The following is a 15,761-nucleotide window of genomic DNA, read 5'->3' on the forward strand; positions in this document are numbered from 1 at the left end:
CCTCGTCCGTCTGGGCCGAGGCTCCGCGCCAGACGGGGCGGAGCCGTCGCGCCTACTCCGCCTTGGCCGATGCACCCAGCCGCTTCAAGGACAGCTGCGCGTCCTCGTGGTTGGGCTGGAGCTTCAGCGCCGTCTCGTACTCCTGCTTCGCCTCATCCAGCCGCTTCGACGCTTCCAGCAACTGCCCCAGCGCGTTGTGCGGCTCGGCGAAGGTCGGGTCCACCTGAGAGGAACCCCGGAAGGACTTCTCCGCGTCCTTCGCGTTGCCCTGCTGGTACAGCGCGTGGCCCAGGTACAGCAGCGCCAGCGCGTTGCGAGGCTCCACCGCCAGCGCGTCCGTCAGCACCTTGCGCGCCTTCGCGCCGTCGCCGCCGCGCAGGTACAGGAAGCCCAGCTCGGCCCGCGCTTCAATCTGCGCCGGGTCCTTCGCCACCACTTCCTCCAGCTCCGTCACCGCCAGGTCCGGACGCCCGCGTCGCGAGTGGACGATGCCCAGCCGCGCCAGCGCCGCCGTGTCCGCCTCCTCGCCTTCCTTGGGCCGCAGGTACGTCTCCGCACCGGCGTAGTCCCCCATGGCCATCAGGAGGTCCGCCAGGGCCAGCTTCGCCACGCGGTGGTTCGGGTCCTCCTTGAGGACCGCCAGGTAGAGCGGCTGTGCCTTCGCCGACACGCGCTTCTTCGCGTAGGTGTCCGCCAGCGCCAACCGGTTCTCCACCGTGGGCGACAGCGCGACACATTCCTCGTACTGGGCAATCGCGCCGTCGAAGTCACCCTTGGCCTTCAGCGCCTCGCCGTAGCCCGCCCTCGCGGCCGCGTCCTTGGGGAACGCCTCCACCGCCGTCTTCAGCGTGGCCACGGCCTCCTCGGCCTTGCCCAGCGACAGGTACGCACGCGCGAGGCCCTGGTACGCCTCCGTCGTCTTCTTCCCGTCGTCGGTGCTCTTCTCGATGGCCTTCTTGAAGGCCTCCACCGCCTGCTTCTTCTTGCCCTGCTCCAGGTACAGGTGGCCCAGCTGCGTGTACGGCCCGCTGGCCCGGCGCGGCTCCAGCACCAGCGCCTTCTCGAAGGACTTGGTGGCGCGCACGTTGTCGCCCAACTGGTAGTAGGCGAGCCCCAGATTGAAGTGGGCCTCCGCGTACTTCGAGTCGGCGGCGATGGCCTTGAGGAACGCCTCGGTGGCCTTGCGCGGGTCGCCCTTCTCGTTGAGCGCCACGCCCAGGTTGTTCTGCGCGCGCGCGTGCTTCGGGTCCGCGGCGATGGCGCGCTGGTACTCGGCGATGGCGCCGTCGAAGTCGTTCTCGCGCAGCAGCAGGACGCCCAGGTTGTAGTGCGCCTCCGCGTCGCCCAGCTTCTCGCGAGTGGCCTCGCGCAGCGTCTCCTTGGCCTCGCCGTTGAGCCCCTTCTCCGCCAGGGCCTTGCCCAGGTTGACGCGGGCGACGTTCAGCTTGGAGTCCAGCTTCAGCGCCTCACGGTACGCCTCGATGGCGTCGTCCGTGCGGTTGGCGCGCTGCAGGGCCTCGCCCAGGTTGAAGCGCAGCTCCGCGTCCTTCGGCGCCAGCTCCACCGCCATCGAGTACTGGCTGATGGCCACGTCCGTCTCGTCCAGCACGCGGGCCAGCAGGCCCCGCTCCGAGCGCAGCGACGCATCCTCGGGAAACGCGGCGATGGCCTGGTCCAGCAGCGTGCGCGCGGCCTCCGCGTCGCCCGCGAGCCTCAGCGCCCGACCCAGTGCCAGGCGGGGCGGAATCAGGTCCGGCTCCACCTCCACCAGCTTCTTCAGCGGCTCCACCGCCTTCTTCGGCTTGTTCAGCGCGAGGAAGGCCGTGCCCAGGCGATAGAGCGCATCGGCGTCGTCCGGAGACGCGCGCAGCCGGGCACTCTCCACCGCCGCGGTGCGCTCGAGCGCGGCCGCGTCGGGTGGAGGCGTCTGGGCGGTGAGCAGCTGGAGGACTAGGACGCCGGCTTTCGTCATCACAGGTTCTCCACGTAGGGACTGGCACGCGCGTCGAACGTCTTCTTGGCGAGGGCCGTCTTCTTCGCCTCCCAAGCCTCCCGCGCCGTCTTCTCTTCCTTCTGGTCCTCGGAGAGGTCGGCGAGCTCTTCCTTCACCTCCGCGTCGCACTCGGCCACCTGCTCCTCGAACTCCTTCGGGTCCAGCTCCTCGCTGCCCTCCACCTTCGCCTTGCGGGCCGCCGTCAGCTTGGCCAGCTCGAACTTGGCGAAGGCGCAGTTGCGCGCCAGCTCCGACACGTCACGCAACCCCACCGACAGCCGCTGCTTCGCGCGCAGGTACTCCACGCGGGCCTCGGACTCCTCGATGGCCAGCTTCGCGACCTCGCGCGAGACTTCGTCCGTCGCGCGGTCCACCTCGTCCTCCGCCGCCTCCTGGCGGGAGCGGGCGCGGCGGATGTTGTCGCGGGCGCGGTCAATCTCGTTGTTGTTCTCGTCCACCTTGTCGACGGCGAGCGCCAGCTCGTTCTCCGCCTCCAGCAGCTCGATGCGGACTTCAAACGGGAGCTTCTTCACCAGCGAGCCAGGCACCTTCATGCCGTAGCTGGGGCCGCACGCGGCCAGGAAGAGCGGGAGGGTGAGCAGGACGATGTGCTTCATGGAACGGTCGCCTCGAAGCTGCCGAAGATGGTGCGGCCGGAATAGATGTCGATGCCGTTGACGAAGGTGACGTGGAAGTCACCGGTGACACGCTGGCCCTGCGCCGTGGGGAGGTTGTCCACCACGAGCGAGCCTCGCTCCAACTGCGGGAAGACGCGCGCCGGCTCGTCCAGCACGCTGCGGCCGATGACGCCGCGCTGCGCGCCGCCCTCCAGGGCCTCGGCCAGGTTGATGGTGAGCCCGCCGGTGTAGCCCTCGGGAATCATGTCCCCCACGCGCGCGCTGACCTTCAGCACGGTGTTCACCCCGGAGCCCTGGGGCGAGACGAAGTTGATGGACAGCTCTCCTTCGGCCAGCACCGCCTCCGCGCGCTTGTACTTCAGGTCCAACAACGGCGACACGCTGCCTTCCAGCGCGCCGCCCTCGTCGCCGCACGCGCACAGCCCGGCCACCAGCGCCACCAGCGCCAGGGTCCGGAAGCCGTGCGAGTGCGTCGGGTGGAGACGCGGGCTCACTTGCACGCCTTCCAGCCCGCGGTGTCCACGTCGGCGCCGTTGAGCGAGCCCACGTCCTTGAGGACGGCCAGGTCTCGCCGCGCCCCGTCCACGTCGCCGAAGCGGCAGCGCAGCGCGGCCAGGTTGAGGCGCGCCTTGTCGTAGGTGGGGTCGGAGTCCATCGCCTTGGCGTACGCGGCGCGCGCGCCCATGGCGTCACCCATGTTGAGCAGTGCCCAGCCCAGCGCCGAGTGCGCCGAGGCCTTGGTGTCCTGGAGCTCCGTGACGCGGCCAAACGTCAGCTGCGCCACGCCGAACTGGCGCGCCTCCAGGTACGCCATGCCCAGCGCTTCCAGCGACTCCACGCTGAGCGTGCGCTCGGCCTTCTTGCGCAGGTCATCCAGCGCGGCCAACTGCGTGGGCGCACCCGGCTGGGGCACCGGCAGCGCGGCCTGTTCGGCGCGCGAGCGGCAACCCACCACCGCCGCGCTGAAGACCTCCAGCGACTCCGCGCGGGACAGACACGCCTTGAATGCCTCCTCCGAGCGCGTCTTCAGCGGGCCGACCTGCTCCTTCACCGCCGCCTGGAACTGCTGCGACTCCGCAGCGGAGAGGCCGCCCGGCACCGGCGTGGACTCGACGACGTCCGCGATGTGCCCGTACGCCAGCGCCAGCCGCCACAGCGAGGCCACCGCCCACTCGGGGTAACCCAGCGACGCGGCCTGCGTGTAGATGCCCTCCAGGCTCTGGAGCGCGGCGACCTTCTCCTCCACCTTGTCCGCCGGCAGGTCCTTGTAGCCGCGGTAGAGAATCTCGCCCAGGAACCACAGGCCCCTGGCCGCCTCTTCCGTCTGGCCGTTGGGGCCCTGCACCGCCGTGGTGAGCGTGGCCACCAGCGCGTCCGCGGACGCCGTGGGCGCCGTGACTGCCTGCACCTCCGCCAGCACCGCCGCCGCGCCCGCGCTCCTCGGGTCCAGCTTCAGCGCCGAGTCGGCCGCGAGCTTCGCGCGCGAGTAGTCCTTCGCCTTCAGCCGCGCCTCGGCCAGCAGCACCAGCACCTCGGACTTGCGCGCGCCCGACACTTCCGCCGCCGTCTCGAGGTTCCGGGCCGCTTCCTTGTACTCACCCAGCGCCATGCGCAACCGCGCGCCAGCAAGCCACCCATCCACGCCGGCGATGTCCGCGCCCAGCTTCTGGCCCACCTGCTCGAACCACGTGGCCGCCTCGCCGAACGCCGCCGCTTCCGCCGCGTGCCGGCCGAGCGTCAGGAGCACGTCCGACAGGTACTGGCTCTTGGGGTAGTCCTGCACCAGCTTGGCGCCCAGGTCGCGCTCGGCCTGCAGGTCGCGCTTCTCGCGCGCCGCCGTGAAGGCGCCGTACAGGGCCTTCTCGCCGATGTCGCTGTTCTTGTTCTCGTCGGCCACCTTCACGAGGCCCTGGATGACGTCGCCCGTCTCCTGGGCGCTCTGCAGCGCCAGCTCGTCCAGCGCCTCGGCGCGGCTCTGGGTGAGAATCTTCTGCACCTCCGCGCGGAAGTTGCCGGGCAGGGGCGAGGTGAGGAACTTCTTGCCCGTCTCGTCCAGGCCCTTGAAGTCGTTGACCTGCCGCAAGCTGTCCAGCGCCAGGTTGCCGGCGACGGTGGCTTCCTTGTGCTGCGGATGGGTGAGGGCGAAGGCGGTGAACAGCTCCGCCGCCTTGGGGTAGTCGCCGTCCTCGTAGAAGGCGCGGGCGATGTTGAACTTCACGTCCAGGACGTTGGGGCTCTTGGGGTAGCGCGACACGTACTCCGCGCCCAGCAGCTTCATCGCCTGACGCGCGTCCGCGACTTCATACGCGTTGCGCTTGAGCGCCTCCTCCGGCTTGAGCGTGGAGAAGTGCGCGAGCAGCGCGGCGTAGAGGGCCTCTTCCTCGCCCTTGGCGTCCTTCGCCTTCGACTCGTAGCGGGCCAGCTCCTCGAACTGACGCGCGGCGCGCGTGTAGTCCTTGGCGGAGAAGAGCGCCTCCGCGCGGTTCTTCATCATCGGCCGCACGTACTGGTCGGGACGGAAGAGGCTCAGGTACGCCTCGTACGCCTCGGCGGTGCTCAGGTAGAGCTCCTTCTCCTCCTTCTTCTGCGCCGCGAGATGGAGCAGGGTGGCCAGGTCGCGCCCCATCTCCTCCAGCTCCACGAGCTGCTTCTTGCGGTCGACCTCCGACAGCTCCGGGTCGGTCTTGGACTGCACCGCCGCGCGCACGAGGATGCGCAGGTCCTCCGGCTCCGGCAGCACCTTGCCCTTGGACGCCTTGAGCGCGTCGTAGAGCTTCTGGCCGCGCTCCAAATCCAGCTCGGGGTCGTGCTGAATCTCCATCAGCTTGCGCAGCGCGGGGATGGCCCACTCGTACTGCTGCTTGATGAAGTAGCGGTTGCCCAGCTTGTCGAGCGCCAGCGCGTAGGTGGCTCGGCTTTCGCTGAGCTTCTCGAAGTAGTTGAGCGCGCCCTTGGCGGGCTTCGCCTCCGTGTAGCTGTAGACGAGGTCAAGCAGCGCCTCGCGCTTCACGTTGAGCGCCTTCTTCACGTCCATGCCCGGCAGGGGGGCGCTCGCGGCCGCGGCCTCGAAGAACGTGACGGCCTCCGCGTGCTTGGCCTGGTTGACGCGAATCCAGCCCATCTTGTAGCGGGCCAGGTCGTGCACGGGGGAGGGCGGGGCCTCCAGGATGGCCTGATAGTGGCGCTCGGCCTCGACGAGGTCGGCCTTGTCGAAGAAGTGGTCGCCGAGAATCTGCTCCGACTCCAGCCGCAGCGGGCTGTTGGGGAACTTGCGCGTCAGGTCGCCGAGCGTCTTGAGCATCTCGTCGAACTGCCCGAGTTCTCGCTGCTCGTGCGCCAGATAGAACGTCACCTGGTCCCCGTCCTTGAAGTCCGGGTACTCGCGCAGCAGCCGGTAGTACATCTGCACGGCCTTCTGCTTCATCAGCCGCGTCTCGGGGGAGACGATGGCGCCCGAGGCTCCCTCTGGCCGGGACTCGGCCTGGAGGTAGTACACGTAGCGGCTCTTCTCCACGAAGAGCTCGGCGAGCCGGAACTGGAGGTCCGGCAGGTACGGCGCGTTGCGGCTCTTGGAGATGAGCTTCTCCGTTTCGCCGATGGCGCGGTCGACCTTGAAGATGTCTCGCTTGAGCTTGGCGATGAACTCGTCGCGCTCCTTCGCCTTCGAGACCATCGGATTGAGGCCGGGGCCCGCCGCGCGGCCCGTGCCTCCAGGGGACGCCGCGAGCAGGGCGGCGGTAATCAGGCCGGTCAGGGGGCCGGTCATGGGGTCTCCTCGATGCAGCGGCTCTCGATGCTGACCCGGTACGACTTGAGCTCGTCGTTCCAGTATTCGCCGTCGAAGCGGAAGGCGACGCTGTCGGGCGTCAGGAGTTGTTCATCCTCGGGCGCCACGATTTTCGCGCCCTTCTTCACGCGCTCGTACAGCTTCAGTCCCACTTCGTATTCCATCAGTCGCACCTGCTCCGCGGCGCGCAGGAGCGTGTCCGCCTCCTGGCGCACGGCCTCCGCCAGTCGCGCGTCGTACACGCGCACGGCCTCGGCGCGAGACAAGTCGTACAGCTTCGTCAGGTGCGAGAAGAGCCGGTCGCCGAAGCTGCCGGCGTAGCGGCCCAGGCGCTCGCCCTCCAGGTCCAGCGTCTCCACGAAGCGCGAGGCGCGCTGGGTGCCACCGTGCGAGTTGGCCGCGCGGCGCAGGCGGAGGTCCTGGGTGAGGTCGTCGCGGTTGCGCACCGCCTCCAGCGAGTCCGCGAACCTGCGCGTCAGCTCCTTCGCCGCGCGCTTGGCGGGCAGGTAGTGGCAGAGGTCGCGGTAGATGAGGGCGCGCAGCAGGTACTTGTCCGGCAGGAACTCGTCGCGGAACGACGGAGCGTCCAGGGTGGTGAGGATGCCCAGCGACGCACGCGGCTCACCCAGCTTGTAGCGGGTCCACGCTTCCTCCAGGTAGAGGCTGGCGCGGCCCGGGTCCAGCTCCGGCAGCTTCACCAGGTTGTACGCCTCCAGCGCGCCCGTGTAGTCCAGCCGCTCGTAGCGCAGGCGGGCCACCGCGAGCGCCGCCTCGTTGCGCGCCTCGCGCGTGAGCTTCTCGTCCTTGGACAGGCCCAGGAAGTCCGCGATGAGCTCCTCGGAGGGCTCCTTCACCTGCTTGAGCCGGGTGACGAGCAGCGCGAACTTCGCGCGGCTGGCCTCGGCGCTCGTCTCCGACAGCTTGGCGAAGTGCGTGTTGGCCCAGCGCTCGTTGCCCACGCGCAGGTCGACGAGGCCCTGCTGATAGTGCGCGTACGCGCCCGTGTCTTCCGGGAGGAAGCCCAGGTCGAGCGCGCCGAAGACCTGCTCGTCGATCATCACGTCGTCGTGCGGCCGGTCCGTCAGCTCCTTCAGCGTGTCGAGCGCGCGGGGGATGACGTTCGGGTTGGAGCGCTCACGGGCGATGCGCGCCAGATACGACGCGCCCGCGTGCGTCAGGCCCAGGTCGATGAGGCTCCGGGCGAGGAAGTACTGCGCCCAGGCGTAGTTGTCGTCCGTCTTGGGCGCGGCCTGGAGCCACGCGTAGAGGGGACCCGCGGCGTCGCGCGGCTTGCCGTCGAAGTAGTCCTGCAGCGCCTGGTCGAAGATGGCCGGGTCCACCTTCTGCGGCACGGGCGGCGGCGCCTCGGCGGCGGCCTCCGGCTTCTTGTCGGACGCGGCAGCCGCGGGCGCGCCCTCGGCGCTGGCGGCCGGCGCGGGTGCACCGGACTCGGCGGGCTTCGCGGTCGGAGCGGGGGAGCCCGTCGCGGGTCTGGCGGCGGCGCCGGGCGTGGCCTTCGCGCCGGAAGGAGGTGGCGGCATGGGCAGCGAGCCACCGCCAGACTGGGCGGGAGCCGTCGCTGGAGACACGACGAGCGCGGCGCTGGCGAGCGCGGCGATAAGTGAGCGGGGGGTCATTCCGTGGCGCCGAAGTTGAACGCGGTACCGAGCTGGACCACGGGGACATTGATGATGCGGGAGGCACCCGCGAACACGACGTTGTTCGTCACGTCGAGCCGGAACGACAGCGTCTTGCCGGAGAACATGCGCACGCCCAGGCCCAGGTTGATGGCGGGGCGGAAGCCGTCCTGCCGGTCAATCTTCACCACCGTGCCGCCGCCGAGCAGGAACGCCTCGAAGTGCAGCACGGAGCTGTTGAGCACGGCCGTCTTGCCGTAGAGCGGGCTCCAGACGAGGTCCGAGCCCACCATCCACTGCACCTGGTCCTCGAACGCGGAGGCGGTGGGGGCCACGTCGAAGTCGCGCTCGAGCTGCCGGCGCAGCGACGTCTGGATGTTGTAGCTGTACGTGCCGCGGCCCACCTGCCACGCGAACGTGTCGCTGAAGTGGTACGTGTACGAGACGCTTCCAGTGAGGCCCTTGTAGAAGGCGTCGGCCGGCAGCACGCCGACCCCGAGGTACAGCTCGTGATTCATCCGGTACTGCCGCTCCTGGATGGCGGAGACGGCGCCGGGATTCTCGAGCGCCTCGGCCTGGGCGCGGGCAAGGCCGGGCGCCAGGAACAAGAGAATGAGCAGGGCGTATCGCACGGTGGGGGCTTCCTGGCGGATGAGCGGAACGAAACGCGGGTGGGGGGCCCGCGTCAGTAGCCGACGGAGTTGAAGAGGAACGGGTAGGTGATGATGACCACGCCGCCCTTGGGGGCGGGGAAGGTCCAGGACTTCAGATTGGTGAGGATGCAGGCCTCGACGGAGGCATTGCGCAACGTGGAGGACTTCGTCTTCGCCGCGGCCACGCGGCCGTTGGCGCCGATGGTCCACTCCAGCACCACCTTGCCGGCGAGGCCCGGATCCTTGAGCAGCGCGCGCTCATAGCAACCGTGCACTTCGTTCAGGTGGCTGTTGATGACGCGGGCCACGGCCTCGCGGTCCACGGTGCCCTGGGTGGAGGCGATGCTGCGAGCGGTGGCGCGCGTGACGGTGCCGCCGACCTTCCCCTTGCCCACCGAGCCCGCGCCCAGCGCGCCGATTCCGCCGCCGCCCTTGCCGCGCAGAAGCTCCGCGCCCAGCGTCGCGCCGCCGCCCTTGCCGCCGCCGCCCAGGCCGAACGTGCCCAGGCCCGCGTTGGCGATGGGCGCCTTTCCGATGAGGCCCGACAGCTTGTAGTTGGAGTTCTTCACGTTCTTGCTGCCCGGGCCGCTGCCCAGCTTGTCCACGGCGGCGAGCAGGTCATTGGTGGCGGGCCCGGCGGCGGACAGCTTCGCCAGCGCCTTGAGCGCCTTGTTCTCAGCGGGCGCGGCGGCCACGGCCTTGGGCTGCTCCTTGGGCGGAGGCGGTGCCTTCTCCACCGGCTTGGGCGGCGCCTTCTCCGCGACCTTCTCCTTCGGTGGGGCCTTCTTCTTGATGGCCTCCAGCTTCTGCTTCGCCTCTTCCTTCTTCTTCGGCTCGGGGGCGATGAGGCGCAGCGCGACGGGCGGCAGGCTCTTCTGGGTGAAGTCCGCCGTCTCCGGCGTGGGCGGCTTGAGCGCGATGAAGGCGCCCATCCCCGACGCGAAGAGCAGGAAGCACATCATCGCCAGCCACGGCAGGCCCTTGAGCGGGTTGACGAACACGCGCGTGGGGATGGGGGCGGCGTAGGCCACCAGCGACATCTGGCCCTGCGTCAGCCGGGCGCCCACGCCCTCGCGCAGCGTGATGAAGCGGCGGCTGCCGTCGGACTCCAGCGCCGCGCCGGTGACGGGGGTGAAGCGGCCGTCATTGCCGCTCTTCTCCACCTCGGTGCCAGGAGGCACGAAGAGGCGGAAGGCGCCGTTGGCCGACTCGGCCAGGGTGAAGGGCCCGGTGCTCTCCGGCAGCGTGAAGCCCCACAGCGGCATCGCGTCGGGGAGGTCCAGCGACGCCTTCACCGGCTGCTTCTTGTCCGGCTTGAAGCGGCGCGCGTCGCGGCGGATGGTGCCCCAGTAGAGCTCCAGGTAGAGCTGGGGCGTGCCCTTGCCCGGGTCCAGGCGCGGCGCATGCGTGGGCCTGGACGCGGTGACGCGCGGCTCCTGGAGCAGCGGCCCTTGCGGCGCGGGCAGCGGCTCCAACGCGACGTCCGCTAGCAGATCATCCGCGAACAGCATGCCCGTGTTCGCGGCCTGCGGAGGCTCCTGCGTCACGCGGCGGCGCACGGACGGCACGGTGCCGGCGGGCACGGGCTGGGGGGCCTGCATCGGCACGGGCCGCGGCGCGGCGGCCACGTGGGCCTGGGCGTTGACGGAGGCCTGCGGCGCGTGCGCGACGGGCGCCGGCAGGGGGACCATGGCGGGCGCGGCGGACTGCTGCGGATAGATGGCCTGCGTCGCCGCTTGCGCCGGATGGGCCTGCTGCTGTGGCACGGCGCGAATCGCGGGCACGGTGGTGGCCAGTGGCTGCGCGGGCGCGGTGGCGGGGCGGAGCTGGCGCACGGGCGCGGCCTGCTGCGCGGGGGGAGGCGGCGCGGGCTGCGGCGTGCCGAACAGCGCGGCGACCTCCGGCGGAGGCTGCGGCTTGGCCTCGTGGGGCTTCTGCGCCAGCACGCGCGTCTTGAGGACGAACGGTCCGCACAGCACCTCGTCCACGGAGCGAATCTCGCACGCGGTGACGCGGTGGCCGTTGACGAACAGGCCCGTGGCGGTGCCCGCGTCCTGGATGGCCGCGCGTCCGTTCTGGAAATAGAGCAGCGCGTGGCGCGGCTCCACGGCCGGGTCTTCCAGCCTCAGGTCCGCGGACGGGTCTGAACCGAGCGCATACGTGCCGGGGACGAAGACTTCCGTCCCAACGAGGAGTCCGTCGCGGAGGATGACGACTTGCAGGACGCTGGGCTGGCCGCTCAACGGTGACGCTCCCTTCAAGGGCTGGTGGGCGGTGCTGCCCTACTGGTCGTACACCGTGGCGAGCGTTTCGGCGCGGAAGCTGTCGCGCTCGCGGATCATCGACCGCGTCTTCAGCTCCTTGCGGTCATAGAGATAGACGGCGCCCGACTTGTTCGTCTGGCCCTGGATGAGCCGGTCGTCGAAGTCGATGCGGGACGGGCCGCGCTGCGGCGGCGCCGAGGAAGTGGCGGCCTCCGACTCGCCCGTCACCGGGTCCGTCACGGGCGCGCTCTTGGTTTCAATTTTCGGCGGGGCCTTGGCACTGGACTTCTTGCCAGCCTTCGACTTCGCCGATTTCGCGGAACGGCCGCGGCCCTGGGCCCAGGCGTCGCTCGGGATGAACAGCGTACCGATGCCGAGGAGCTGGGCGACGGCCATGCAGAGGAGGAAGCGTCGCATCATCAACAGGTTAAGCGATGCGTGTATGGACCTGTCAACGCACACTCCAGGGCTGTTCGTGAGACGTCGGTCAACAGGTGTGGGGGGCACTCCACCCCATGTGGGGCGCGTGCTCCACGACAGCACTTGCTCGTTGCCGGCCGAGCGGAAAGATGTCGTGCCGCTCCGTGTCTGAAGTCGCTGTCCAACCGGGCGGGCACGGGGAGAATCCTCGTGGCCTCGCGCGAGAGGAGGGAGGATGCTTTCTCGCGAAAGGCACCGGGACACGACGTGACGAGCGCGGCGCGCAAGTGGGCAATGCTGGCGGTGGGCGTGGCGCTGTGGAGCGCCGCCGGGTTTGTGGGCTACCGCCTGAGCACGCGGGGCGGACGCACATCCGCGCCTCCCGGGTCCTCCGCGCCCCCCTCCTCGGGAACGGCGCCGAGGCTCGATTCGGTGGGCCCCCGGCTCACCAGCAATGAGACCTCCCAGCCCCTGTCCATCCAGGGCGCGAGGCTGGTAGCGGGATTGCGTTTGTCACTCGGTCCACCACTGTCACGCGAGCTGCCGTTGACGGTGGTCGACTCGGGCCATGCCTTCGCCCGGCTGCCCGCGGGGCTGGCGCTGCCGGAGGACCTGCCCCAGGTGGTGGTGGAGGTCCGGCTGGTGGCGGACGGGGGCGCGCCTGTCGAGGGGAGCGCCCCCCTCACGCTGGTGAATGACAGCGCCTTTCCCGACCTGCTGGGGATGGTGGCGTCGCCGGATGGGCGCACGCTGTTCGTCGTCTCGCCGCCCACGGACACGGTGTACTCCCTGGACGTGGGCTCGGGTCGCGTGGAGCGGCTGGCGGTGGGGGACGGGCCCTCCGCGCTGGCGACGTGGAAGGATGCGCGCGGCCGGTCCTTCCTCGGCGTGGTCCATCGCTACCAGCCGGAGCTGCGCGTGTTCGCGCTGGACTCCAAGAGCGAGCCTCGGGTGTTGCCCGCGCCCCTGGGCGCCTCCGGCCTGGAGGTGGATGGCGCGCGTGGCGTGGCCTTCATCGCGGAGCAGGTGAGGGACACGGTGCGGGCTGTCTCGCTCGAGGATGGACGCGAGCGCTGGGCCGCGCCGGTGGACCCCAATCCGCGCGCGCTCGCCCGATGGAAGGACCTGCTGGCGGTGGGCAGCCTCCAGACGGGGCAACTGGAACTCTTGCGTCAGGAGGACGGCGCGCGCGCGTTCACCGTGGTGCCCGGGCCTGGAGTGGCCATCGTCGGCGGCAACACGGAGCGCTTCCGCGCGCAGGTGATGGGGGGAAAGGCGCCTCGCGCGCTCGTCGCGAGCCAGAAGCTGGGCCGCCTCTTCATGGCGAGCCTGGGCCCCAATGTCGGGCCCAATCCCCAGCGCATGGAGGTGAGCAACAACAGCGGCGTGGCCGTCATCGACCCGGCGCGTGGCGACTATGTGAGACACCGGGGCTTCGGCGCGGGAGTGACGGAGGGTCTGGCGCTCGACGAGGCCACGGAGCTGCTCTACGCGGCGGACGTGGGCATCGGCTGGGTGCGGGTGATTGACGCCCGGGCGCTGGTTTCCAGCGACGACACGGTGGCGCGCGGCGCGGTGCTTCAGAAGGTTTCGCTGACGCCGCCCGCGGACATGCCGCGCATCCGTCCGGCCGGGGACTTCTCGACGAAGGGACGTGCGGGCGAGGAGCTGCACTCCGGGCCGCGCTCACTGGTGCTCTCTCCCGACGGCGCCACCCTCTATGTCCTCAATCGCTTCAGCCGCGAGGTGGCGGTGGTGGACGTGCGCGACGCGCGCAAGGGGCGGCAGGGGGTGGTGACGCGGCGGCTCCCGGTGGTGGTGACGCGCGCGCAGGCCAAGCGCCAGTTGGGACAGGTCCTCTATTACGCGGACCTGGGACGCACCGGCATCACCTGCGACGGCTGTCACATCGAGGGACACACCGGCGGGGTCTTCTACGAGAAGACGCGGCCCAATCGCATCTACCGCTCGCCCACCGTGCTGGGCAGCCGTGACACGCCGCCCTTCTTCACGCCCGCCAGCCAGCACAACCTGGCGGAGACGGCGAGCTTCGTGGGCGGACGCAACCGCTTCCACAACCCGGACCCGTCCCCCTCCGAAGTCGAGGCGCTCACCCTCTATACGTCGCTGATGGTGACGCCACCCAACCCGTACCGGGGCGAGGATGGCGCGCCGCTGGAGTCGGTGACGCTCCCGGATGGACATGTGGGTCGTCCCGCGCGGGGGCGCGCGTTGTTCGAGGGGCGGGGCGGCTGTCTGGCGTGCCATCCCGCGCCGCTCTACACGTTGGACCAGGACGCCCGGACGCGAGGCCAGTACCTGGACGTGGGCACTCCCGTGGCCCTGCCGCTGCGCATCGAGCAGCAGGACCTGGTGGTGGGCGCGGCGCCGCCGTCGCTGGTGGGCACGTGGGACATGTGGCCGCTGCTCACGAGCGCCACCGCGGGTTACGCGGTGAAGGATGGCCGGCTGGTGGTGGACACGCGCTTCCCCTTGAGGACGGTGCTGGAGACGGCCGGGCCCGCGCACGGTGATGCGCGCGCCTTCAGCCCCGAGGAGCGGGACGACGTGCTCGCCTTCCTGCTCACATTGTGAGCACGCGTCGGAACGCGGCGCGTCCGGCGTTCCGTGGCGGGGCGAAATTACGGCCCGCGGTGTGTGCAGGCGTCTGAAGAATTCGACGCGGACACCGCTGTCACTTGCGTTGCCGTGGGGGGCTGGGGTCTACAATCCATCCGATGCGCCCCCTTCCGCGCTCCGCGTGGCCGCTGCTACTCCCGATTCTGCTCCTGTCCTGCTCCGACGCGGGTCTCTATGCCATCGACGGGCGTGGGGCCAACCAAGGTGACCGCGCCAACTTCTCCGGCACTGTCTGTGTTCCGCTCGCGGGCGGCGACGCGTTTCCCACCAAGGTCGTCTTCGCGCTGCAGGGAGGCGAGGGCGTGGAGACCGAAATCGTGGGCTATGCCACCGACGGCCTGTCCACGCTCTCCAGCCGCTTCTCCGGCCCGTTCGTGAAGTTCGGCCTCGTCGCCTACCACTCGGTGGCCACCGGCATCCTGGGCGGCTTCTCCGACGCGGCGGACTTCCAGGCCGCGCTCCCGCGCTACGCCACCTATCAAGAGTCGGGGCCCATCAGCGTCCGCTCCTCGCTGCGGTTGGGGAAGACGCTGTTGTCCGGCGACATGCAGACGGCGTGTCGCGGCGAGGTGGCCCGCACGCGTTACATGGTGGTCGTCGTGGTGCGCAGCCAGGACACCAGTTGCTCCAACCCGGCCTTCAACATCGGCCTGGACGCGGCCTGCAACGCGCTGACGGACAAGGTCGCCTGCAGCGAGTGCGAGCTCACCGCCGTCACCGGCGAAATCAAGGCGCTGGCCCAGCAGTACGGCGCGGGCGAGGTGGTGGTGCAGCCCATCTATGTCCGAGGCGCCGTGCCGGACCCGGCCACCCGCGCGCATGTCGCGGCCATCGCCCATGCTGGCGGCACCGAGCCCATCGAGACGGACGCCGCGGGGCTGCCCGGCACCCTCACCGGGCTGAAGTACGCCGCGCGCACGAACACCCTCAAGCTCAAGCGCTTCCTCGCCTTCAACCGCAACGTGGCGGTGCGTGCAGGCCAGGTGCTCGCCGACAGCGACGGTGACGGCCTGCCCGACGTGGACGAGGACGCGCTCGGCACGGACCCGCTGCAGCTCGACTCGGACCAGGACGGACTGATGGATGGCCTGGAGGTGCGCGTCGGGTTGGATCCGCTGATACCCGACGTCATCAACGGCTGCAGCATCTCCCTGGACGACGATGGCGACCGGCTCAACACCTGCGAGGAGCGCGTGCTGGGCACCAACCCCTGCATCGGCGACACCGACGGCGACACCCTTCCGGACCTGGTGGAGGCCCTGTCGCAGACCAACCCGCTCGTGCCGGAGGACCTGCTCGACTCGGACCGCGACGGGCTGACGAACATCGCGGAGATTGAAGCCCACGGAGACCCGCTCAGCGCCGACCTCGACTTCCACCGCGAGCGCGGCTACGGCTACGACCTGGTGGAGACGGACCCCACCGTCGACGGCCGCATCTGCTACGCGACGCGCGTGGAGAACATCTCCCTCGTCGCGACGCGCGAGCGGCCCCACCCGCTCATCCCCGGCGAGGTCATCCCCGCGGGCACCAACGAGGTGTACCTCTACCTCCAGGCCGGCCGGGACAATGACCCGCGCGGCGCGGGCATCGGCTCGCTGCTCATCCAGCCCATCCAGTACGACAAGGACGAGGGACGTACCCCCTCGGGCATCCTCCCCCTCGACCCAGAGGCCTTCATCCTCGGAACGTGATCCACCCGCGAATGAGGGGTCTACCCCTCGTTCGG

The 15,761-nt window shown here is 70.2% G+C and carries 10 protein-coding genes; 2 read left to right on the plus strand and 8 right to left on the minus strand.

Going from position 1 to position 15,761, the window contains the following annotated elements:
- Positions 1-52: 52 nt before the first annotated feature.
- From HUA78_RS25610 to HUA78_RS25645, 8 genes are read right to left on the minus strand one after another with little or no spacing between them, the layout of a single operon-like run.
- Positions 53-1,972 (minus strand): tetratricopeptide repeat protein, encoded by a 1,920-nt coding sequence (locus HUA78_RS25610; RefSeq protein ID WP_174454729.1) that lies wholly within the window; start codon positions 1,970-1,972, stop codon positions 53-55.
- On the minus strand, positions 1,972-2,610 hold the full coding sequence (locus HUA78_RS25615; RefSeq protein ID WP_141641922.1) for a hypothetical protein: 639 nt from the start codon (positions 2,608-2,610) through the stop codon (positions 1,972-1,974). Before HUA78_RS25615 ends, HUA78_RS25610 begins: the two co-directional genes overlap by 1 nt.
- Complete coding sequence (locus tag HUA78_RS25620) at positions 2,607-3,125, minus strand: hypothetical protein (RefSeq protein ID WP_174454730.1); 519 nt, start codon at positions 3,123-3,125, stop codon at positions 2,607-2,609. Before HUA78_RS25620 ends, HUA78_RS25615 begins: the two co-directional genes overlap by 4 nt.
- Positions 3,122-6,397, minus strand: coding sequence for a tetratricopeptide repeat protein (locus tag HUA78_RS25625; RefSeq protein WP_174454731.1), 3,276 nt, complete (start codon positions 6,395-6,397; stop codon positions 3,122-3,124). Before HUA78_RS25625 ends, HUA78_RS25620 begins: the two co-directional genes overlap by 4 nt.
- A complete protein-coding gene (locus HUA78_RS25630; RefSeq protein WP_174477358.1) occupies positions 6,394-8,055 on the minus strand; it encodes a hypothetical protein in 1,662 nt (553 codons plus the stop codon). The genes HUA78_RS25625 and HUA78_RS25630 overlap by 4 nt, the downstream gene beginning before the upstream one ends.
- Positions 8,052-8,687 carry an outer membrane beta-barrel domain-containing protein gene (locus tag HUA78_RS25635; RefSeq protein WP_141641918.1) on the minus strand — a complete coding sequence of 212 codons (636 nt, stop codon included), beginning with the start codon at positions 8,685-8,687 and terminating at the stop codon, positions 8,052-8,054. Before HUA78_RS25635 ends, HUA78_RS25630 begins: the two co-directional genes overlap by 4 nt.
- A gap of 53 nt (positions 8,688-8,740) precedes the next feature.
- A complete protein-coding gene (locus HUA78_RS25640) occupies positions 8,741-10,951 on the minus strand; it encodes an AgmX/PglI C-terminal domain-containing protein (RefSeq protein ID WP_174477359.1) in 2,211 nt (736 codons plus the stop codon).
- 39 nt (positions 10,952-10,990) lie between these two features.
- On the minus strand, positions 10,991-11,368 hold the full coding sequence (locus HUA78_RS25645; RefSeq protein WP_246137093.1) for a hypothetical protein: 378 nt from the start codon (positions 11,366-11,368) through the stop codon (positions 10,991-10,993).
- Between the two features lie 318 nt (positions 11,369-11,686).
- Here HUA78_RS25645 and HUA78_RS25650 point away from each other — a divergent pair, with 318 nt between their 5' ends.
- Together HUA78_RS25650 and HUA78_RS25655 are read left to right on the plus strand one after the other, a co-directional pair.
- Positions 11,687-13,987 carry an MtsA protein gene (locus HUA78_RS25650; protein WP_174477412.1) on the plus strand — a complete coding sequence of 767 codons (2,301 nt, stop codon included), beginning with the start codon at positions 11,687-11,689 and terminating at the stop codon, positions 13,985-13,987.
- Between the two features lie 143 nt (positions 13,988-14,130).
- Positions 14,131-15,726, plus strand: a complete 1,596-nt coding sequence (locus HUA78_RS25655; RefSeq protein ID WP_174477360.1) for a thrombospondin type 3 repeat-containing protein — start codon at positions 14,131-14,133, stop codon at positions 15,724-15,726.
- Positions 15,727-15,761 lie beyond the last annotated feature (35 nt).

This window comes from Myxococcus sp. CA033, assembly GCF_013336625.1.
GTDB lineage: Bacteria > Myxococcota > Myxococcia > Myxococcales > Myxococcaceae > Myxococcus > Myxococcus llanfairpwllgwyngyllgogerychwyrndrobwllllantysiliogogogochensis.